We start from the raw sequence: 21037 nt of genomic DNA on the forward strand, positions 1-21037 counted from the left end.
GGGCGCTTTCCTTAGCGGCGTAGTGGATGGCGGGCTGCGAGGTTCTGCAGCCAGGTCAGGGAGTCATGGGCGGCCTTGATGCGCTCGACGCGGGGGCCCTCGCCGCCTGCGATGTCGAGCCCTTCGTCGGCGATCTCGCCGAACGCGCTCAGGCTTTCGAGCTTGCGCTGGATGACCTTCTGCCAGGCGTCGTCTTCGATGCGGTAGTAGGCGGTGCGATCGCCGGGCTTTCGTACCTTCTTGACCAGTGCTATGGCCGTGAGGAACCGCATGTTCGAGGTGAGCGACGCGCGGCTGGCCCCGATCACCTCCGCGATCTGACCGGCGGACTGCTCGGCCGGATCGCAGATCATCAGCCACCCGAGGATGCGCCCGGTGATGGGGGGCAGTCCCCATTCCTCGACGCAGAAGGCGGCTACTCGCTCCACCCACCGGAGCAGTCGTTCCTGCTGCTGTTGCCCGGACATGTCGCATCCTCCTTCGTTGATCGCGTGCGGGGCTCATGGTGTCATGGCGGCCACCGACTCGAAGGTAGGTGTCGGGGTGATGTCCGCGAGCCGGGTCCTACGCAGGTAGAGGTCGAACCAGTCGATCGCGAACGCCATCGCCTCCTCCAGGCCCGGGCCGGTATAAAGGCCGAGCACGTCGTGGGGCAGCACCTCCAGCCGCTTGGGTTCGCCGGCCTTGTCGAAGGCGCTCTGCGCCTCCTCGAGCATGTGGTACGGGTCCCACCCACCGTTGGCGATCATCAGCAGCGGCGTCGGCGTCAGGTGCGGCACCCGCGCGCTCTGCCCGCCTTCGTAACGCCGCTGCCAGTCCTCGTCGAGGCTGTCGCGTAGCGCGTGGACGCCGGCCCGGCCCAAGAGGCGGTCCAGGTAACGCCATCCGTCCCACACGCCGATCCGCTCCGGCTGCACCTCGGGGCGGGTTCGCAGGTAGGAGACGGCGCTGCGGAAGTCCTCCACCTGCCGCTCCGGGTAGTCCTGGCCCCGCAGTTCACCGTCGCTGGCACCCACCGTGCGGTAGTCAATGGCCAACACCGCGAACCCAGCCTTGACGAAGTACGGCGCGAAGAATGCCAGGGCCTCCTTGACCATGACCCCGTTGTGTCCGAGCACGCGCAGCGGGTCCCAAGGCTGCTGAAGGTCACGTGTTCCATGGTTGGCCCCTTCTCCACGTTGCTAGCTATTTCAATTATGACTGAAATAGCTAGCACTGTCAACCGCAGTGGGAAGGGCAACGCGCTCGGGAGGGCAGCTTGACGTTGAGAGCGGGAACGCTCATCGACAAGCGCAGCACCGTGGTCCGCGAGACCGGCACCGCCAGCCGGACAGGACTGCCGACCAGGACCACGATCAGCGTGGGTGCGAGAGCCAGGCGTTCCAGTCCTGTCTCTGTGGAAGCCGAGTGCAGAAGATCAGGTGGAGGAATGATCTGACGGCCCGTGCCGCTGCTCCAGCCGCGTGGCACCGGCTGACGGCACCACGCGTCGTTCAGAAGGGAGCCCGGCCGAGCTGTGTGCGCTCGGGCAGCATGACCGGGTCCTCGCCGGCCCGCCTCAGCACGGTCCTGGCGACCAGCGCCCCCATGCCGACGCTGAGCACCGCGCCGGCCGCGAGCGCCGTGACGAACCACGGCGACGCCTCCATGAGGCCCATGGCCACCAGCACCGCCACCGCCGGCCACGCGATCGCAAGCCGTGTCCGTAAATCCTGCTACCAGGGTGTTCGACCGGTGAGAAGATCGGGGGTGCTCCGAATAGCGAACGCAGTACTCACAAGATTGCCGGAACCGCTGCACGCACTTGCGCTGAAGCACCGTGAACTGCTGAAGTTCGCGGCGGTGGGCGGAACGGCGTTCTTAGTCGACAACACGGTGTTCTATGGGCTGAAGCTGACCATCTTGGAACCGAAGCCCGTGACCGCGAAGATCATCGCGGTGCTCGTGGCGACGATCGTGTCCTACGTGTTGAATCGCGAATGGTCGTTCCGGACCAGGGGCGGCCGCGAGCGCCGTCACGAGGCGGCGCTGTTCTTCCTGGTCAGTGGCGTCGGTCTAGTGCTCAGCTCCGCGCCGCTATGGATCTCCCGGTACGCATTTCACCTGGAGACCCCGGATGTGAGCCTGGTGACCCAGGAGATCGCCGACTTCATGAGCGCACAGATCATCGGCACGCTGATCGCCATGGTCTTCCGTTTCTGGGCGCTGCGGAAGTGGGTCTTCCCCGACGAGAAGGCCCAGCCCGGGAGCGTGCGGCTGGCTCCCACTCCCGATTTAACGGACGAGGCGGCTTGATGGCAGCGAATCCAGAAGCCGTTTCGGCGATTGCCGCACTTGCTCGCGGAGTTCCGCGTTTCGGTGTCACATGGGACGACGCTCTACTTCGGGCCCACGACACGGACCAGAGAGAACGGCACGGGTCGAGCTAGCCATCAGGCCTCACCACTTGTCCCATCCATGATGGCCGAACCAGCGGCCACCGACGTGACGGTACTCGTCGTCGATGGTCTCCGCCTCCGGTTCTCCATGAGGCACCATGAGGAAGCCGGTATTACTGTGAATGGCCCATTCTTCGGTGCCGAGGTAGGCCGAGCCCGGGACCGGTTCCGACTCGACGTAGTGCGGGGCTGAGGAGCACACCCGATACAGACCGACCCACTCGCAGGGCGCGCCGAACCGCGACTGCTCCTTCACCGTCGCGGCATACGCCTCCATCTCGGGAAGAGAGATCGCGAACCTCAGATGAAAAGGCGCGTTCGTGACGAGCGCCAGAATCACGGCCAAGACAATCAGCGGGGCTACCAGCCATCGCCATGGTCGACCGTTGACCTGGCCCTCCAGCGAGGCCGCAATGAGGCGGCCGATGTAGATCAGAACCAGCGGGCCCAAGACGAAGACCCCGAGCAGGAACATCTCGATGTCGTACCAGAACGGCACGCTGGCCCAGTAGAGCACGAGCAGGCATGGGGCCAGCAGCCCGATCAGGAAGATCCACCCCGGCGGCTTGGTGATCATGGAGATCATTGGGACACCTTAGATCGCCGCCTACGCTGACGCCATATCGCCGGTTGGAATACATCAGCCCCCCGGCGACATTCTGGAGCGGGATACGGTAGATCATGGAAATAGGCCGCGATCGCACTATTAATCGATTGTGCGGAATCCGGTTTTTCGGTGTCGTTCCACGCTCCGTGTCGCCTTGATCGTCCCGCACCTGGTGTCATTTCCTCGGCGTTCGGCGAAGGGCTGAGGCTGCCGGGAATACTGGCGGATCGAGTGAGCAAACTGACCTGCGGTCCTGACTCAGTCGAAGTGATGCCCGGCGTGGCGGCGCCTACCTGCGGTGCATCAGATGTGCTGAGCTGGATGGCTCAGGGTGCGGCTCAGCAAAGGCGATGAGAGCGGCAGGCCGCTGCGCACGCGAAGGAGCAGCCCGTGAACGCGGCGCCGGTACGTGGAGGCGATCCGGAGCTGGCTGCTCGCCAAGGCAGCGTGGTGGGCGCTGATGGGCGCGGCCGAGACACTTCTCGGCGCGCTCCTGCATCGCACTCGGCCTCTGCATGTGTTCCGCTGGGCGGCGTTCGCCCTGGTGCTGGTCGGCGGACCGCTCGACCTGCTCGCCGCATGACGGCCCGTAGCTTCGCTGAGTCAGGACACCTGCCAGTCCGCGATTCATGTCGCAAGCGACAGACAGACGACACGGAATCGCGGAGGCTACAAGACGACCCCTAATGCTGGGCCATGTCGACGAAGCGGCTGTAGTGGCCCTGGAAAGCGACAGTGACGGTGGCAGTTGGACCATTTCGATGCTTGGCAACTATGAGGTCCGCCTCACCCGCCCTGGGCGACTCACGCTCGTACGCATCCTCGCGATGGAGCAAAATGACCATGTCCGCATCCTGCTCGATGCTGTTGTGAACGGATATGCCGTTGGCGACGAAGTTGTGTCCGCCCAACACCGTGGCGTCATAGACCGGCTGCTCGCCCAAGCTCTCGATCGAGGCGACCTCGTCCCAAAAGACGTCGTTCGTCGCCAGCATGTCCATCTGAGCGTCGTCCAGAATCGCCGCCACCCGGCCAAGGCGCTCCCTGCCCAGTTCGGCAGAGAACGCCTGATGGGTCATGCCCTTCTCTGTCAGCGCGCCACGGACACGGTCCCAGACTTCGCGCGGAACCGTGTCGAGGTTCGTGTTGCCCTTGGCCGCCCGAAGTTCCGGTATGCAGCGAGCGGCTTGTTTCGCCCGTTCGCCATGCACGCCCACCTCGTCCAGGAAGCGGAGCTGGTTCTCCGAGTCGTAGACGTGGAGCTGGAACCCCGGTCGGTGGTCGCCCTTCTGTGTCGTCTTGATGCGAGTCATCACATTGAACCGAAGGAGCAGCCGCGCAACGTCATCGATCAGGCGGCGGCTCGTCGAGGCGTAGTAGACCCGCGACTGGCCACGCTCTTCGTCCCACCAGACGCATCCGTCGGTCGCCCACAGGTGCCGGAGGAACAGGGCGATCTGCTTCTTCGGCAGGGAGAAGACCCCCTGCGGAATGAACTTCTCGTGGCTGCGGAGGCCGAACAGCCCCAGACCGTCAAGCCAGGCGGCGATGGGGTCGCGCTTGCCGTGTGTGAGCCGGTCGGGGGCGGGGAGCCGGAGCGTGGTGACCCGCGCGGCGGGGGATTCGTCCCGGACCGCACTGACTCCGAAATGCGTGGCCGCTTTCGTGACCGCCTCCAGGCAAGCCTCGTCCTTGCTCGCGTACCGGATCGGCTGCCTCCTGACGAACGAACCGTCTCCGATCATGTGCCCCAGCAGGATGACTTCCTCTTCTGGCCACTCCTGAAGGTCCCGAGGGGGCGGGACGTGGCGCGGGACGGCGAGGCGAGCACCCGGGCCGACCTCCCCCAAGGGGCGCCAGCCGTCGTAGGTCATGAAGGGGTGATTGGCCGTCGCCTTGATCTCCCGACCCGACGTCAGCCGTAGTTTGAAGACCTCCTTCGTGCCACTGGGAAAAACGTGCGTCATGGTGCACTGCACGAGCCGCATGTTCTCGTCCAGGGACCACACGGGGATGTCGCGTGCGCCGGACTCCAGAAGCTCGCCCAATGACGCCTCCGCCCCCGTGTCGGCTCGCAGGACTCGGGTGTCAGCCGTCAGGCATCCCGATTCGCGTAGGTCGCTGACCGCGGGCCGCTTGTCCGTACGCTGCTCGGGGCCTCGGTTGAGCTGGGAGATCGCGATGACCGGCACCTCGAGCTCCTTGGCCAGCAGCTTGATCGCACGGGAGATCTCCGAGACCTCGTTCTGGCGGCTCTCGGTCTTCTTCGGCGAGCTCATCAGCTGGAGGTAGTCGATGACCACGAACCGCAGGTCGTTGCGTTGTTTCAGGCGCCGGCACTTGGCCCGGATCTCCATCATCGACATGTTGGGCGAGTCGTCGATGAACAGCGGCGCCTCGGCCACCTCGCTCATCCGCCGGGCCAGCCGGGTCCAGTCGTCGTCGCCCATCATGCCGGAGCGCATCGCGTGCAGGGCGACCCGGGCCTCGGCCGACAGCAGTCGCATCGTGATCTCGTTGCGCGACATTTCCAGCGAGAAGATGACGGTGGTCATCCCATGCTTGATCGCTGCGGAACGCGCGAAGTCCAGCCCCAGGGTGCTGTTGTGGGTGGGGATGCACGTGCTGCCCGCAAGGTAGAGGTGATCCGCGTTGTCCACCTCGACGCAGCGGACCGGCTGAGAGGGGACCGGCCGCACGTCCACGATGGAGCGAACCCCCGTGGTGAAGTCGATCACGTGGCAGGAATCCGGCTTGGTGCGCAGGACGGCGTGGTAGCCCAGGCTCAGGATGAGCTCGTGAACGTCATGAGCGAGCCGCCGCTCCGCCACGGCGAACTGGATCTGCCCGTCTCCGCCGACGCACCCGTCCGCGTCGAGCAGGCCCGCCAGCAGGTCACGCCGCTGGCTCTCCGACGCGCGCAGGTAGTCAGAGGGGATGTGCTTCTCTTGAAGAACGCCCGAGCCGAGCCGGACACCGAGCGCGTACGGCGGAAGCGGAAGATCCCGCTCATCGAGCGCGAATGCCGCCGACACCTCGACCGCGTGGTCCGCCCCTCGGTCGGCCCGGAAGATCTCCTCCGTGGTCGCCACGCCCCGCGTCGTCCGCCACTGGTGGCCGGCGTCCGCGGTGATCACCGTACCGTCGCTGAACTCCACCTCGTAGCACGGCCTGCCGTGCATGACCTCGGTGGCCGCGACCACCCGGGTCGGCCGGCCGTCGGCCCCCATGAGCTGCTCGCCGACCGCGACCTCGCCCATGGTCGTCCAGCCGGCCGGGGTGGGCAGCGGCGTGTCGAGCGCCAGCGCCTTGCCGATGGCCGGGCGGGCCGCGACGACGATCATCTGGCCCGGGTGCAGGCCGTTGGTGAGCTGGTCGAGGTCCTGGAAGCCGGTGGGCACGCCGACCATCTGGCCGCCACGGCTGCCGATGGCCTCCAGCTCGTCGAGGGCGCCCGGCATGATGTCGGCCAGCGGCGCGTAGTCCTCGGACGTGCGCCGCTCGGTGACCTTGTAGATCTCCGCCTGCGCGCGGTCGACCAGGTCGTCGACCTCTTCGTTCTGGCCGCCGTAGCCGAAGGAGACGATGCGCGTGCCGGCCTCGATGAGGCGGCGGAGGATGGCCTGCTCACGGACGATCTTCGCGTAGTAGCCGGCGTTGGCCGCGGTCGGGACGACGGCCGTCAGCGTGTGCAGGTAGGCGGCGCCGCCCACCCGGGCCATCTCGCCGCGCTTCTGCAGGTCGTCGAAGACCGTGACCGCGTCGGCCGGCTCGCCGCGACCGTAGAGGTCGGTGATGACGTCATAGATCATCTGATGGGCGGGCCGGTAGAAGTCGTCGGACCGGATGAGCTCCACGACGTCGGCGATCGCGTCCTTGGACAGCAGCATGCCGCCCAGGACCGACTGCTCCGCCTCGATGTTGCTGGGCGGCGTGCGCTCGAAACCCGGGCCTCCGCCGCCGTCTTCGTCAATGCTCACCAGCGCCCCCTCAACACCTTGCAGGCGGTCGCACCACCCCCACTTGTAGTCGACCGGTCTGACAGTTTCGCGGGTTCGCGGTGAGACGGCAACGCGGCCTGTGGACAACCCTGTGGTCAAGCTGTGCACTATTCCGCCCAGGGTGTGAAAGTACTGTGGACGGAGCTGTGGATAACTCTGCCCACAATCCACACCCACCGCGCTGACCCGGGAAAACATTGTCCACCGGCTGTGGAGGAAAGAAAGTTGGCTCGACACGCCGTGTAATGGCCATAATGGGTAAATGCCCATTACGTCCCGGGACCGGGAGATCCTACGCCTGGCGGTGCCGGCGTTCGGCGCGCTGGTCGCCGAGCCGCTCTTCCTGCTCGCCGACTATGCCATCGTCGGCCACGGGCTGGGCACCACCGCCGTGGGCGCCCTGGGCGTCGCGGGCACGGTCCTGGCCACGGTGGTGAACCTCTGCGTCTTCCTCGCGTACGGCACGACGGCGTCCGTGGCCCGCCAGAGCGGCGCGGGCAACCACGAGAGGGCGATGCGCAGCGGCGTGGACGGCATCTGGCTCGCGCTGGCCATCGGCGCCGCCCTCATCGTGGTCTGCTGGCCGCTCAGCCCGTGGATCGTCGGCCTGTTCGGGGCGAGCCCGGAGCAGGCCGAGCAGGCCGTGACATACCTTCGCATCTCACTGCTCGGCGCGCCCGGCATGCTCGTCGTGCTGGCCGGGACCGGCGTGCTGCGCGGCCTGCAGGACACGGTCACGCCGCTGGCCGTCGCGGTGGGCTCGTTCGCGCTCAACGCGGGGCTGAACGCGTGGTTCGTGCTCGGACTGCACTGGGGCATCGCGGGCTCGGCCTGGGGCACCGTGCTCGCGCAGACGCTGGGCGCCGCCGTCTACCTCGCCGTGGTGGCCAGGGGCGCGCTGCGGCTCGGCACGCCGCTCACCCCCGGCCTGGCGGGCGTCAGGCAGGCGGGTACGGCCGGCTTCGCGCTGCTCATCAGGACCGCCTGCCTGCGCGTCGTGCTGGTCGTGGCGACCGTGGCGGCCGCCAGGCTGGGCCAGGCCCCATTGGCCGCGTACGCCATCGCCACCCAGGTCTGGACATTGCTGGCCTTCGCCCTGGACGCCATCGCCATCGCCGGCCAGGCCATCACGGGCCGTACGCTCGGCGCCGGCGACGTGGCCGCCACCAGGGCCGCGACCAGGCGCATGGTGCAATGGGGCCTCTGGTCCGGGCTCGCGCTCGGCGTGCTCGTCGTCGCGGCCAGGCCGCTGCTGCCCGGCCTGTTCGACGCCGATCCACAGGTCACGGAGCAACTGCTGGCCGTGCTCTGGCCGGTGGCGCTGTTCCAGCCGATCTGCGGCGTGGTGTTCGTGCTCGACGGAGTGCTGATCGGCGCGGGCGACCAGCGCTACCTCGCGTGGGCGGGCGTGTGGACGACGCTGGCGTACCTGCCCTGCGCCTTCCTCGCCTCGGGATTCGGCATCGTCGCACTTTGGTGCGCGCTCGGGGCGTGGATGATCGCACGTTCGATCACGCTGGTACGGCGGGTGATCGGCACGGCATGGCTGGTGACCGGGGCGTAATCGTCCCGTGCTTGCTGTTGCGGGTGTGGTAAGGCACTGTGGGCGAGTCGCACGAGCGGGGTGTGCCTTGTCCACGATTCTCCGACGCCTGCCGCCCGACGCGGCAACCGGGCTACGCACCGGCGCGCGCCACAGCCTCGCCGAGCTCTACCGACCGGCCGACCTGGTCGTGCTCGGGCTCGGCGTGATGATCGGCGCGGGCATCTTCAGCATCGCCGGTCAGCAGGCCGCCACCATGGCGGGCCCCGGCGTGATCCTGTCGTTCATGATCGCCGGGATCGCCTGCCTGCTGGCCTGCCTGTGCTACGCCGAGCTGTCGTCCACGATGCCGACCTCGGGCAGCGCCTACACCTTCACCTATGTCATCTTCGGCGAGGTATGGGCGTGGATCATCGGCTGGGCGCTGATCCTGGAGCTGGAGCTGGCCGCCGCCGTGGTGGCCAGGGCCTGGGCCATCATCACGGTCCGGGCGATCACCGGGTTCGGGGTGCGCCTGCCGTACCAGAACGTGGTCGAGGACGTGTTCGTGCTGCTCATCCTGGTGGCGCTCACAGGCACCGTGGCGCTCAACGCGCGGGTCGGGCTGCGGGCGCTGTGGGTGATGGTGGCGGCCAAGCTGCTGGCCATCGGGGCGGTCATCGTCGTCGGGGCGCGATACGTCAAAGTGGCCAACTTCGGGGACTTTTACGCCGAGCCGAAGCCGCTGACGACGCCGGCGGCGACCGTGCTCGACCTGGTCATGGGGCAGAGCCACGCGTTCGGCTGGTTCGGGGTGTTCGCGGCGGCGTCGGCCATCGCGTTCGCGTACATCGGCTTCGACGTCCTCGCCACCGCCGCCGAGGAGACCGTGAACGCGTCCAGGGCCGTCCCCAAGGGCATGATCCGCAGCCTGGTGATCGCCACGATCATCTACCTCGCGGTGGCCTTGGTCATGGTCGGCATGATCCCCTACACCAGCATCTCCCGTGACTCACCGCTGTCCAGCGCGTTCCGCGGGGTGGGCGTGGACTGGATGGCGCACGTCATCGACATCGGCGCGGTGCTCGGGCTGACGACGGTCATCCTGGTGCTGATCGTGGGGCAGACGCGGGTGCTGTTCTCGATCGCCCGCGACGGCCTGATCCCGCGCCGCCTGGCCACGATCAGCCGCAGGTACCACTCCCCCACGCGGGTGACGCTGCTCATCGGGGTGGTGGCGATCCTGCTGGCGGAGTTCGTGCCGGTGCTCACGCTGCAGCAGCTCGTGGTGATCGGGACGCTGTTCGCGTTCATGTTCGTCGCGGCGGGCGTGATCGTGATGCGGCGCAGGATGCCGCACCTCGACCGCGGCTTCAGCGTCCCGCTCTCGCCGCTCCTGCCCGCGCTCTCCCTGCTCGCGACGCTCTGGCTGCTGGTGAACCTGCAGGTGCTCACCTGGGTGTGGTTCGCCCTGTGGATGGCCTTCGGCCTGGTCGTCTATCTCGTGTACGGCCGGCGCCACAGCCTCCTGGCCGCGCCCGAGACGCTGGCCAACAACCACGCCCGGGGACGCCACCGGCGATAGACCCTAGAGCCGCCCCGAGTCGAGCACCGCACGCAGGAATTCCCTGGTGTGAGCGTGCTCCGGATCGGTGAAGATCTTCTCCGGCGGCCCCTTCTCCAGCATGACCCCGCCCTCCAAGAAGCACACCGTGTCGGAAATATCGCGACAGAAGCCCATTTCGTGGGTCGCCAGGATCATCGTCATGCCCGACTCCTTGAGCTCCCTGATGACCTGGAGCACCTCCACGACCAGCACCGGGTCGAGCGCCGAGGTGACCTCGTCGAGCAGCATCAGCCGGGGCTTGGTGGCCAGCGCGCGGACGATGGCCACCCGCTGCTGCTGCCCACCGGAGAGCTGGTCGGGGTAGGAGCGGGCCTTGTCCGCCAGCCCGAACCTGGCCAGCAGCTCGCCGGCCTGCTCCTCCGCCTCGGCCTTCGCCACGCCGTGCACCCGCCGGGGCGCGAGCGTGATGTTGTCGAGCACCGTCATGTGCGGGAACAGGTTGAACGCCTGGAACACGATGCCCAGCCGCCTGCGTACGTCGTCGACGTCCACCCGCGGGTCGGTGATCTCCTCCCCGTCGAGGTAGATGGCGCCGTCGTCGACGGTCTCCAGCAGGTTGACGCAGCGCAGCAGCGTGGACTTGCCCGACCCTGACGCGCCGATCAGGCTGACCACCTCGTGCGGACGCACCTCGAGGTCGATGCCGCGCAGCACGCTGTGGCCGCGGAACTCCTTCCACACCCCGTCGATGCTCAGCAGGCTCATCCGCGCCTCCTTCGGGTACGCGCGGCCAGGTGGTCGGTGAACCGGGCCATCGGGATGGTGAGCAGGATGAACAGCAGCGACGCCACCAGGTAAGGCGTGTAGTTGAACTTGCTGGCCACCAGGATCTGCGCCTGCCTGAGCGCCTCCAGTGGCCCGATGGTGGCCACCAGCGCCGTGTCCTTCTGCAGCGAGATGAAGTCGTTGAGCAGCGGCGGGATAACCCTGCGCGTGGCCTGCGGGAGCACGACGAACCGCATGGTCTTGCCGTGGCTCAGACCGAGCGAGCGGGCCGCCGCCACCTGGCTGGGATGGACCGACTCGATGCCCGCGCGGAACACCTCGGCCACGTAGGCACCGTACGAGAGCGTCAGGCCGATGATGCCGAGCGTGACCAGGTCGGTCGGCACGCCCTGCAGCCTGAGCGCGGGCAGCCCGAAGCCGACCAGGTAGATGACCAGGATCGTCGGCACGCCGCGGAAGATGTCGGTGTAGAGCGTGGCCAGCGCCCGGACCGGGAAGAAGGCGGGCGCCGTGACGGACCTGGCCAGGGCTACCAGCACCCCCACGACGAGGATCAGCGGTTCGGCGATCAGGAAGATCTTGATGTTTAGCAGGAACCCGGTCAGGACGTCCGGCAGCGCTTCGACGAACCATTTCGGGCTGAAGAACAACTCTTGCACCCGCGGCCAGCCGGGCGAGTTGGTGACCAGCACCACGACCAGGACGATGAAGACGACCGTCGAGGCGCCGGCGATGGAGGCCGAGCGCCGGGCCCGCGACCTGCGGACCCGCTCCCGTTCGTGCTGCCGCTCGCTCTTTGCCCAGCCCGCAGAGGTCTCGCTCACTTCAGCTCGGGCGCGCCCGCGGCAGCGCTGAGCCACTGCTGCTCGATCTTGGCCAGCTCGCCCTTCGACTTCAGCGCGTCGACGGCCTTGTCAACGCACGGCTTGAGCGCGCTGCCCTTCTCCATGACCAGGCCGAACTCCTCGGGCGTGCCACCGGTCGAGCTGAACTGGCCGACGATCTTCGACTTCTCGACCTGGGCGGCCGTCACGTAGAAGGCCGTGGGCAGGTCCACGACGATCGCGTCGACCTGCTTGTTCTTCAGCGCGTTGATGGCGTCGATCTGATCAGTGTAGACATTGGGGTCGTTGGCCGGCTTGATGACCTCTTTGACCGCGTTGAGAGAGGTCGTGCCGACCTGCACGCCGATCTTGGCGTCCTTGAGCTCGGCCAGACTCTTCGCGGCGGCGAACTTGCCGCCCTCCATGGCCACGACGGCCTGCCTGACCGTGTAGTAGCCGTGGCTGAAGTCGACCGCGTTGGCCCGGTCGGGCGTGATCGAGACCTCGTTGATGTCGAAGTCGAACTGCTTGGCGCCCGGTGCGAAGGACGAGTCGAACTTGACCGTGCTCCACTGCACCTCGCTGCGGTCGAAGCCGAGCTCACCCGCGACGGCGAACGCCACCGCGCTCTCGAAGCCCTGGCCGTTGCTCGGATCGTCGTCCTTGAACCACGGCTCGAAGGCGGGCTTGTCGGTGCCGATCGTCAGCTTGCCCGCGTTGACGAGCTTGAGCTGGTCCTTGGTGCACGCGGTGGACGCGGCGGACGCCGTCGGGCTGAGCGAGGCGGTGCTCGACGGGGTGTCGACAGGGGCGCAGGCGACGGCCGCCGCGAGCGCGCCGAAGGCCAGCAGCATCGAGGGACGGGCCATGGGTGAGGGCCTCCGGATGAGGAGCGTGGGAAGAACGAGCAAATCCTACGCTGGTGGGAAACATGTGCTTATAACAGCGCTGCCCCCTCTCGGAAACGAGAGGGGGCAGCGGCGGAGCTGAGAGTCGTCAGCCGGCGACGACCTCGACGTCGACCGACGCCGAGACCTCGGGGTGCAGCTTGACGCTGACCTTGTGCGAGCCGACGCTCTTGATCGGGTTGACGATCTCGATGCGGCGGCGGTCGAGGATGGGACCACCGGCGGCCTTGACGGCCTCGGCGATGTCACCCGTGGTGATCGACCCGAACAGGCGGCCGGAGTCGCCCGCGCGGGTGACCAGGCGGACGCGCAGGGCGCCGAGCTGGCCGGCGACCTCCTTGGCCGTGCCCTGGTCGCGGATCTCGCGAGCGTCACGAGCCTTCTTGATGGACTCGATCTGCTTCTCGGCGCCACGCGTCCAGCGCATCGCGTAGCCGCGCGGGATGAGGAAGTTACGGCCGTAGCCGTCCTTGACCTCGACGACGTCGCCAGGGGTGCCGAGGCCGGAGACCTCGTTGGTGAGGATGAGCTTCATATCGACAGTCCTCCCTAGCGCGCGGTGCTCGTGTAGGGCAGCAGTGCCACCTCACGGGCGTTCTTGATCGCGGTCGCCACGTCACGCTGGTGCTGGGTGCAGTTGCCCGTCACCCGGCGGGCACGGATCTTGCCGCGGTCGGAGATGAACTTCCGCAGCAGCGCCGTGTCCTTGTAGTCGACGTAGGAGATCTTGTCGTGGCAGAACAGGCAAACCTTCTTCTTGGGCTTGCGCAGTGCCGGCTTTGCCATCGTGGTGCTCCTTTCAGAGCCCCGCCGTCAAGCGGGAATGGACTCGGGCAAAGACCTTGCGGTCTTCCTTACAATCTTCGAAAGGCCCTACGGGCCTTACGTACTTCCGCACCTGAAGAATGCGCTTCGCGGATTCTTCAGGTGTTAGAAAGGCGGTTCGTCGCTGAAGTCGTTGCTGCCGCCGCCGAAGCCGCCGGAGCCGCCGCCTTGCTGGCCGCCGCCCTGGTAGCCACCGCCACCACCGCCGCCGCCGAAGCCGCCGCCCCCGCCCTGGGGCGGAGCGGGCGACGCGGAGGCCCACGGGTCGTCAGCGGGGCCGCCACCGAAGCCGCCGCCCCCGCCGCCACCCTGACGGGTGGTGCGGTTGACCTTGGCGGTGGCGTTGCGCAGAGACGGGCCGACCTCGTCGACCTCGACCTCGTAGACCGTGCGCTTCTCGCCTTCCTTGGTCTCGTAAGACCGCTGCTTGAGCCGCCCCTGCACGATGACCCGCATGCCGCGCTGCAGGCTCTCGGCGGCGTTCTCCGCCGCCTGTCGCCACACGTTGCAGGTCAGAAAGAGGCTTTCGCCGTCCTTCCACTCGTTGGTCTGACGGTCCATGAACCGCGGAGTGGACGCGATGCGGAATCGAGCCACGGCTTGACCCGTGGGGGTGAAGCGCAGCTCCGGGTCGTCGACAAGGTTGCCGACGATGGTGATTACGGTGTCGCCTGCTGCCATGGCTAGCGCTCGCCTTCCTGCACGCCTTCGCTTTGGGTTACGGCTCAGAGTACGGCTGCCGCCCGACAAAAAGCCGGGCAACGGCTGCTTAGTGCACGTCGGGGCGGAGAACCTTGGTGCGCAGGATGCCCTCGTTGAGGTTCATCTGCCGGTCGAGCTCCTTGACCGTCGCGGGCTCCGCGGACAGGTCGATGACGGCGTAGATGCCTTCCGACTTCTTGTCGATGTCGTAGGCGAGACGACGACGGCCCCAGACGTCGACCTTCTCCACGGTGCCGCCGTCATTGCGGACCACGGTGAGGAACTGGTCGAGGGACGGCGCCACAGTGCGCTCATCGAGCGAAGGGTCCAGAATGACCATTACTTCGTAACGACGCATGCGGGACTCCAACCTCCTCTGGACTCTTGCGGTCACGACACTCTGCCGTGACAGGAGGACGCTGACGTCAGGACCCGGACGCCCCTTTCGGCGGCTCGGGCTGATGGATCACCCATCACAACGCAGCTTGACCAGGTTACCAGCCGCGCGCGGATGGGAAGGACCTGTAGGAACACCATGGGGGTGACACCAGTGCCGCACATCCTTCAACCTCCGGAGAGCCAGCGGTTCAGACTCACACTCAACACTGACGGGGTCCCGCACCCGACCGAGAACATCCTGGCCATCGCCACCTTCCTCTGCGGTTTGGTGGCCTTCGTCTCGACGTTCTTCGTCACCGCGCACCCGATCTCGTCGTGGTTCGGCACACTCGGGTTTGGGATGGGGCTCTACTCCCAGTACGTCTCCGTCACCACGCCGCAGCGCTCGCTCAACATCATGGGGCTGGTGGCGTCGTTCGTCGGGGTCGCGCTCGGCATCGCCCACGGCGGATTCCTCCCTTAACCGGCCCCTGCCATGACGAACGGTCCCGGCCGGGCCGGGACCGTGCGCCTTGGATCACTTGCCGATATGCAGATCCACGCCGAGCAGCACCAGGAACCAGAGGAAGACCGCGAGCAGCGCCTCGGCGATGTCCCTCAGGATGCCCGGGGTGATGTAGTGGTAGACCCAGGCCACGTAGATGCCTATCAGCACATAAATTAAGAAGATCAGTGAGCGCCAGCGCCAGCGCGTCATGTCGTTCTCCTCGCGTAGGGGGCGTCTGGCGACTTCCCTGAGCCTCCTTCTCCAAACGGATAGGCTCGTGACATGGTGCGCATCGGAGCTCACGTAGGTCAGGACGACCCCGCCGCCACAGCCGCCGCGATCGGCGCCGAGGTGGTGCAGTTCTTCCTGGGCGATCCACAGGGCTACAAGAAGCCCGTGCTGCCCGCCGAGCCGGTCGAGGGCGTCGACATCTACATCCACGCCCCCTACCTGATCAACGTGGCCACCACCAACAACCGCATCAGGATTCCGAGCCGCAAGCTGCTCGCCCAGCATCTGGAGGCGGCCGCCGGGCTCGGCGCCAAGGGCCTGATCGTGCACGGCGGCCATCTGAACAAGAACGACGACCCGCAGATCGGGTTCGACAACTGGCGCAAGGTGTTCGAGCGCATGGAGTGCCCGATCCCGGTGCTGATCGAGAACACCGCGGGCGGCGACAACGCAATGGCCCGCAAGCTCGACCGCATCGCCCGGCTCTGGGACGCGCTCGACGGCTTCGACGTGGGCTTCTGCCTCGACACCTGCCACGCGCACGCGGGCGGCGAGGAGCTGCTCGACCTGGTCGACCGGGTCAAGGCGATCACCGGCCGGATCGACCTGGTGCACTGCAACGACTCGCGCGACGAGTTCGACTCCGGTGCCGACCGGCACGCCAACCTGGGCAACGGGAAGATCGACCCCGAGCTCATCCTGGCGGTCTGCCGCGCGGCCCAGGCGCCCATCGTCGTGGAGACGCCCGGCGAGGGACAGGCCGACGACATCGCGTTCCTGAGGAAGAATCTCTAGCGAATACACACAGCCTGTGGATAACTTCCCTGGATTACCAAGTCCCGAGAGTGGGTAGAGAGGTCACCCTGCCCAGGCACCGCTCAGGAAGCGGACCGCGTCGAGCAGCATGAGCGGCCCCGACACCAGGGCGTACACCACCATCACCCACTGATGCCTGGCCACCAGCCGGCCGAACGCCACCCACAGGGGAAACCACAGCAGCAGCGAGCGCGGGATCGACAGGTAGTAAGCCGAGGTCATGAGCGCACCCGCCTGTAAACCCGTGTAGACCAGCTCGCTCCACCTGCGCATCACCAGCAGCCAGACCAGCACGACCACGGCCACCACCGCGCCGGCCAGCTCCATGCGGAAGGCGACGGCGAAGTCGCCCGTGCCCATGGCCGAGCGCCACGTCGTGATCCACGACTCCCACGGCCACACCATCTGCCGCCCCCAGCCGGCCTCCTGGGCGTGCTTCCAGGCGAGCCAGTCGCCCGAGCGGCTGTAGTGAAAGAACGAGTACGCCACCAGGGGCAGGAAGGGGACCAGCAGCCACGGCGCCTGCCGCACGGGCTGCCTGCCGGTGACGAACTCCACGATCAACGCGACCGCCAGGAACAGCCCGGTGATGCGTACGCAGGAGGCGCCCGCCGCCAGGGCGACGGCGAGCGGCCAGCGGCGCTGCCGGGCGGCCAGCCAGGCGGGGATCGCGAACGCCAGGAACAACGCCTCGCTGTAGCCGGCGGCCAGGAAGACGGCCATCGGGAACAGCAGCAGCCCGGCCACGGCGGCCCACCCCGAGCCGCCCTCCAGCTCGGTCAGCCTGGCCAGCGCCATCATGGCCACCAACCCGGCGACCAGCGAGACGATCAACCCGCAGGCCGTCCAGTCCGGCACCACCAGGTGGACCACGCGCATCACCAGCGGCATGCCGGGGAAGAAGGCGGGCAGCCCGGCGTCGGGCGGTTTACCGGGCTCGCCGTCGTAGCCGTGCTCGGCGATCGTGATGAACAGCCCGGCGTCCCACTTCCTCCACGTGCCCAAGTAGTCCTGCAGCGCTACGCCGAACAACGTCGCCACCAGCAGCCCGGCCCGCGAGGAGAGCCAGAGCAACGCCGCGTCGCGATCAACCGAGCGGGTGATCACGGCTAGGCGGAGCGCAGGGTGAACCGGTCCGGCGCGTCGTTGAAGACCCCACCGGCCTGGTCGTCGATGCCTGCCTGCCGTACGACGTCCTTGTCCGGACGCAGGATGTCACGCACCACGAACGCCATCATGATGGCGATGGCGATGATCCGACCCCAGACGGCGGTGAAATAGGTGTTGTCGCCGATGCCCAGATCGGCGCGGCTGACCGGAGACTGGGAGAGCAGGTAGAGCCAGATCGCGCAGAAATACCAGACCTCGGCGACCTGCCAGAGCCCGATCGGCTTCCAGTTGGGCCTGGCCAGCACCGCGAAGGGCACCAGCCACAGGACGAACTGCGGCGACCAGACCTTGTTCGTCATCATGAACGCGGCCAGCGCGAGGAAGCAGATCTGCGCCAGCCGGGGGCGGCGCGGCGCGGCCAGCACGAGGACCGCGATGCCCAGGCACAGCAGGCCCAGCGACACCATGCCCAGCTTGCTGACGTCGGTGTCGCCCAGGATCGGCCAGCCCTTGTTCTGGAAGAACAGCCAGGGCGAGCCCCAGTCGACGCCGCGTTCCTCGGAGAAGACGTAGAACCGGCGCCAGCCGTCCCAGGCCAGCACCATGAACGGCAGGTTGACCGCCAGCCACGCCCCGCCGGTCGCGGCCATCGTGACGAGGAACGGCCGCCAGCGCCCGGTACGCATGGTGAGCAGCAGGAGCGCGCCGACGAACATCAGCGGATAGAACTTCGTCGCGATCGCCAGGCCGAGCAGCACGCCCGCCAGCACCTGCCGCTGCCGGGCCCAGGCCAGCAGCATGCCCATCGACAGCGCGCCGGCGACCAGGTCCCAGTTGATGTAGGCGGCCAGGATGACCGAGGGGGCGAGCGCGTACCAGAGCGCGTCCCACCGCCTCGTCGGCCCGGCCACCGCCGCCATCAACAGCACGCCGGCCACCAGGCAGATGCCGAGCAGGACGACGGTGATGTCGTAGAACCTGACCGCCTGGGCGACCACGTCGCGCTCCAGCCAGCGGGCGATCCAGCTGATCACCTGCATGACCTCACCGAGGACCACCGGATACTCGACGTGCTTGTCGAACGGCACGTCGGCGAAGTAGGGGTTCTGGGTCGCCAGCTGCCGGTCGAAGTAGAGCGGGTAGATGTCGGTGTAGCAGAAGTTGGTGTACGTGGACACCTGGTCGTTCCACCCGCCCGTGCGGCACGGCAGCCGCACGATGTAGGCGAGCGTGGCCCCCAGGGCCGCGAACAGCCCCAGGGGAAGGTACGGCACGGCCCGCGACTCAAGCGGCGGGCGAACCTCGGTGCTCGACTTCACCAGTCCTCGCGTCTGGTCGGCGTCGGCCCGGGAACCACGACCGGGTTCGCCCCTTGGCTGCCCCGACCGTCGAAACCGCCGCCGCCGTCGTCCTGCTGCTCCGTGCCGTTCTCGTTGGGGTCGACCGTGATGATCTGGTCGTCGGTGCACGGCGGGACGACGCCGCAGTTGGCGTTGGGGTCCTCTTCCTCAAGCGGATCGTCGGTGACCTTCGGCGTGGGCGTGGGACTGGGCACGATGTTGTCCGGCTGCCCGATGTCGGACCTGTCGGGGAACTGCTCGACCGGCTTGTTCTCGAGTGCGGCGGTCATGAACGCGCGCCAGATCGTCGTGGGCGTGTCCGCACCCTCGAAGCCCAGCGTCGTCTCATATGCCGTGGTGTAGGGCTTGTTGATGTTGTATCTCTTGGAAGGCTTGCCCTTCGGGGTGATGGGGCAGTTCGAGTTGATGGGCTGGACGACCGTGCCCTTCTTCGTCTTGCACACCTCGCGGTACATACCAACCGCCGTCGAATACTGCGGGGTGTAACCGACGAACCAGGCTTCCTTCTCCTCGTTGTTCGTGCCGGTCTTGCCCGCCGCCGGGCGGTTGCCCAGGCCCTTGCCCCGCGCGGTGCCGCTCCGCAGCACCTCCTGCATGGCGACCGTCGCGTCGGCGGCGGCCTCGGGGCTGATGATGTTCTTGGCGGTCTTCTGCTCGGGGTAAGCGACCTGCCCGTTCAGCTTGATCTCTTTCACCACGTGATATTTGGTGTACTTGCCGGCGTTGGCAAAGATCGAGTATCCGGCCGCCTGCTCCACGGCGGTCACCGGTGCGCTGCCGATGGCGAACCCGTAGCCGTGAGCCTTGACGTCATCCGCCATGCGCTTCTCGCTGAACCCGGCCGCCTCGACGAGGTTCTCGACGTCTTTGAGCTGATCAGGCAGCGCGAACGCCATCGACACGTAGGCGGTGTTGACGGACTGCGCGGTCGCCTTGACCACGTCGATCGAGGCGCCCACGCTGTGGCTGTTCTTGAATCCGCCGGGCTGCTGCCCAGGCAGTTCCTTCGGCACCGTCACGTTGCCCGGCACGTAGCTGTTGATCGATTTCCCGGCCTTCAGCCAGGCGGCCAGGACGTAGGGCTTGAACGCGGAGGCGGCCTGCTTCGCGGAGTCGAAGGGCTCGTTCCACGGGTCCTTGAGATAGTCGGTGCCCCCGTAGAAGGCCACCACGCGGCCGTTCTTCGGGTCCACGGCGGCGAGACTCGTGTGGAACTCCTTCGACATACCCCTCGTCGACTCGCGCACCGCGGTCTGGGCAGCCGTCATGAGCTTCTTGTCGAAGGTGGTGACGATCTTGTAGCCGCTGCTCTCGATGGCGTCCTCGGTGATGCCCCGTCCCGCGAGCTCCCGCTTCACCGCCTCGACCATGTAGCCGTTGATGCCCGCCATGGAACTGTCGGTGTTGGCCTTCCTGATCTTGGGCCACTCCGCCGTCTTCGCCTCCGCGGCGTACTTGTCCGGCCACTGCTTGGCCATGTAGTCCAGGACGGTCTTCCAGCGGTATTTGAGCGCGGGGTCCTCGGAACCCCAGCTCGGCGTCTGGATGTGCGCGGCCAGGTAGGCCGCCTGCGACAGGGTGAGGTTCGAGGCGTGCTTGCCCTTGCCGAAGTACGCCTCGGCCGCCGCCTCGACGCCGTAGGCCCGGCCGAAGTTGACGGTGTTGAGGTAGGTCTGCAGGATGTCTTCTTTTTTCTTCGTCTGGTTGAGCTTGACCGCGATGAAGATCTCGCTGACCTTGCGCTTGATCGACACTTCCGAGCTGAGGCCGCCGTAGTAGCCGCGGGCCATCTGCTGGGTGATCGTCGAGGCGCCCTGCAACTGCTGACCCGTCGCGGTCATCCACAGCGAGCGGGCCATACCGGAGATGGAGATGCCGGAGTCCTCGTAGAACGTATCGTTCTCGATGGCCACCGTGGCGTCCCTGAGCTTTTCGGACATCTGGTCGTACCGGATGATCTTCCGGGGTGTGCCGAGCTTGGCGATGAGCGTCTTGCCGTCGGCGTAGTAGATGGCGCTGCCCTGTGCGACCGCCCCGGCCTGCGTGTCGCTGTCGTCGGGCACCGTGGTGTTGGCGTAGACCACCGCGATCATGCCGAAGATGCCGGCCGCGAGGACGGTCATCGAGGCCATGACGATCTTCCAGCTGGGGATGAAGCGGCGCCACTTCGGCCGCTCGTCCCCGGGCCGCTCCGGGCCCTCGGGACCACCGGGGCCGCCAGGCCCCTGAGGGCCGCCGGAACCTCGACCGCGCGCCCGCCTGGGCGCGTCGCTGATCATGGTCTCCTGGTTGCTGCGGGCGCGGGTGTCGTTGTCGCCGCCCATACGGGGTGCGCCATCACGGCGTCGCCCCGGCTCGCGTGGTGCGGCCTGGCGCCGGCCCGGCTCACGGGGCTCGGGGGCGCGCGGGGCCGGCTGCTGTGGGCCCGGCTGCTGTGGGCCGGGGTATGGCTG

Annotated in this window: 22 protein-coding genes; 6 read left to right on the plus strand and 16 right to left on the minus strand. The window is 67.4% G+C overall.

Annotated elements, in window-relative coordinates; translation table 11 throughout:
- Positions 1-11: 11 nt before the first annotated feature.
- The 3 genes from KME78_RS41825 to KME78_RS41835 form a co-directional block, all read right to left on the minus strand.
- Positions 12-467, minus strand: coding sequence for a GbsR/MarR family transcriptional regulator (locus KME78_RS41825; RefSeq protein ID WP_219535061.1), 456 nt, complete (start codon positions 465-467; stop codon positions 12-14).
- A gap of 33 nt (positions 468-500) precedes the next feature.
- Entirely contained in the window at positions 501-1118 is a 618-nt protein-coding gene (locus tag KME78_RS41830; RefSeq protein ID WP_219535062.1) for an alpha/beta hydrolase, read from the minus strand.
- 375 nt (positions 1119-1493) lie between these two features.
- Positions 1494-1676, minus strand: coding sequence for a hypothetical protein (locus KME78_RS41835; protein ID WP_219535063.1), 183 nt, complete (start codon positions 1674-1676; stop codon positions 1494-1496).
- On the opposite strand from KME78_RS41835, the gene KME78_RS41840 reads away from it, so the two are divergent.
- Entirely contained in the window at positions 1657-2295 is a 639-nt protein-coding gene (locus KME78_RS41840; protein WP_246653076.1) for a GtrA family protein, read from the plus strand. The genes KME78_RS41835 and KME78_RS41840 overlap by 20 nt on opposite strands.
- A 144-nt stretch (positions 2296-2439) precedes the next feature.
- Here the strand turns inward: KME78_RS41840 and KME78_RS41845 are convergent, their stop codons facing one another.
- Entirely contained in the window at positions 2440-3024 is a 585-nt protein-coding gene (locus KME78_RS41845) for a DUF4407 domain-containing protein (RefSeq protein ID WP_219535064.1), read from the minus strand.
- A gap of 430 nt (positions 3025-3454) precedes the next feature.
- Between KME78_RS41845 and KME78_RS41850 the strand changes: the two genes are divergently transcribed.
- Positions 3455-3628, plus strand: a complete 174-nt coding sequence (locus KME78_RS41850) for a hypothetical protein (protein ID WP_219535065.1) — start codon at positions 3455-3457, stop codon at positions 3626-3628.
- Between the two features lie 100 nt (positions 3629-3728).
- On the opposite strand, the gene KME78_RS41855 is transcribed toward KME78_RS41850, so the two are convergent.
- Complete coding sequence (locus KME78_RS41855) at positions 3729-7025, minus strand: replicative DNA helicase (RefSeq protein ID WP_219535066.1); 3297 nt, start codon at positions 7023-7025, stop codon at positions 3729-3731.
- A gap of 283 nt (positions 7026-7308) precedes the next feature.
- Here KME78_RS41855 and KME78_RS41860 point away from each other — a divergent pair, with 283 nt between their 5' ends.
- Together KME78_RS41860 and KME78_RS41865 are read left to right on the plus strand one after the other, a co-directional pair.
- Positions 7309-8610 (plus strand): MATE family efflux transporter, encoded by a 1302-nt coding sequence (locus KME78_RS41860; protein ID WP_219535067.1) that lies wholly within the window; start codon positions 7309-7311, stop codon positions 8608-8610.
- A gap of 67 nt (positions 8611-8677) precedes the next feature.
- On the plus strand, positions 8678-10153 hold the full coding sequence (locus tag KME78_RS41865; protein WP_246653077.1) for an APC family permease: 1476 nt from the start codon (positions 8678-8680) through the stop codon (positions 10151-10153).
- 3 nt (positions 10154-10156) lie between these two features.
- Here the strand turns inward: KME78_RS41865 and KME78_RS41870 are convergent, their stop codons facing one another.
- The 7 genes from KME78_RS41870 to rpsF all read right to left on the minus strand — a co-directional run bounded on the left by KME78_RS41870 (position 10157) and on the right by rpsF (position 14538).
- Positions 10157-10900, minus strand: a complete 744-nt coding sequence (locus tag KME78_RS41870) for an amino acid ABC transporter ATP-binding protein (protein WP_219535068.1) — start codon at positions 10898-10900, stop codon at positions 10157-10159.
- Positions 10897-11745, minus strand: coding sequence for an amino acid ABC transporter permease (locus KME78_RS41875; protein WP_219535069.1), 849 nt, complete (start codon positions 11743-11745; stop codon positions 10897-10899). The genes KME78_RS41870 and KME78_RS41875 overlap by 4 nt, the downstream gene beginning before the upstream one ends.
- Positions 11742-12614 (minus strand): ABC transporter substrate-binding protein, encoded by an 873-nt coding sequence (locus KME78_RS41880; protein WP_219535070.1) that lies wholly within the window; start codon positions 12612-12614, stop codon positions 11742-11744. The genes KME78_RS41875 and KME78_RS41880 overlap by 4 nt, the downstream gene beginning before the upstream one ends.
- Positions 12615-12741: 127 nt before the next feature.
- Entirely contained in the window at positions 12742-13188 is a 447-nt protein-coding gene (gene rplI / locus KME78_RS41885) for a 50S ribosomal protein L9 (RefSeq protein ID WP_219535071.1), read from the minus strand.
- Between the two features lie 14 nt (positions 13189-13202).
- Entirely contained in the window at positions 13203-13439 is a 237-nt protein-coding gene (rpsR, locus tag KME78_RS41890) for a 30S ribosomal protein S18 (RefSeq protein WP_020543048.1), read from the minus strand.
- A gap of 144 nt (positions 13440-13583) precedes the next feature.
- Complete coding sequence (locus KME78_RS41895; protein ID WP_219535072.1) at positions 13584-14159, minus strand: single-stranded DNA-binding protein; 576 nt, start codon at positions 14157-14159, stop codon at positions 13584-13586.
- An 88-nt stretch (positions 14160-14247) separates the two neighbouring features.
- The gene (gene rpsF, locus KME78_RS41900) at positions 14248-14538 is read right to left on the minus strand and encodes a 30S ribosomal protein S6 (protein WP_026214314.1); all 291 of its coding nucleotides are present in this window, start codon (positions 14536-14538) and stop codon (positions 14248-14250) included.
- Positions 14539-14715: 177 nt separating this feature from the next.
- Between rpsF and KME78_RS41905 the strand changes: the two genes are divergently transcribed.
- On the plus strand, positions 14716-15042 hold the full coding sequence (locus KME78_RS41905; RefSeq protein ID WP_246653078.1) for a hypothetical protein: 327 nt from the start codon (positions 14716-14718) through the stop codon (positions 15040-15042).
- A 54-nt stretch (positions 15043-15096) separates the two neighbouring features.
- Here the strand turns inward: KME78_RS41905 and KME78_RS41910 are convergent, their stop codons facing one another.
- Complete coding sequence (locus KME78_RS41910; protein WP_219535073.1) at positions 15097-15276, minus strand: hypothetical protein; 180 nt, start codon at positions 15274-15276, stop codon at positions 15097-15099.
- Positions 15277-15348: 72 nt separating this feature from the next.
- Between KME78_RS41910 and KME78_RS41915 the strand changes: the two genes are divergently transcribed.
- A complete protein-coding gene (locus KME78_RS41915) occupies positions 15349-16092 on the plus strand; it encodes a deoxyribonuclease IV (RefSeq protein ID WP_219535074.1) in 744 nt (247 codons plus the stop codon).
- Between the two features lie 63 nt (positions 16093-16155).
- On the opposite strand, the gene KME78_RS41920 is transcribed toward KME78_RS41915, so the two are convergent.
- Genes KME78_RS41920 through KME78_RS41930 form a run of 3 tightly spaced genes read right to left on the minus strand, consistent with a single transcriptional unit; the run spans position 16156 to position 20908 of the window.
- Positions 16156-17220 carry a mannosyltransferase family protein gene (locus KME78_RS41920; RefSeq protein WP_219535075.1) on the minus strand — a complete coding sequence of 355 codons (1065 nt, stop codon included), beginning with the start codon at positions 17218-17220 and terminating at the stop codon, positions 16156-16158.
- Positions 17221-17222: 2 nt separating this feature from the next.
- On the minus strand, positions 17223-18542 hold the full coding sequence (locus KME78_RS41925) for a glycosyltransferase family 87 protein (protein WP_219535076.1): 1320 nt from the start codon (positions 18540-18542) through the stop codon (positions 17223-17225).
- On the minus strand, positions 18539-20908 hold the full coding sequence (locus tag KME78_RS41930) for a transglycosylase domain-containing protein (RefSeq protein WP_219535077.1): 2370 nt from the start codon (positions 20906-20908) through the stop codon (positions 18539-18541). Before KME78_RS41930 ends, KME78_RS41925 begins: the two co-directional genes overlap by 4 nt.
- Positions 20909-21037 lie beyond the last annotated feature (129 nt).

This window comes from Nonomuraea guangzhouensis, from assembly GCF_019396345.1.
Taxonomy (GTDB): Bacteria; Actinomycetota; Actinomycetes; order Streptosporangiales; family Streptosporangiaceae; genus Nonomuraea; species Nonomuraea guangzhouensis.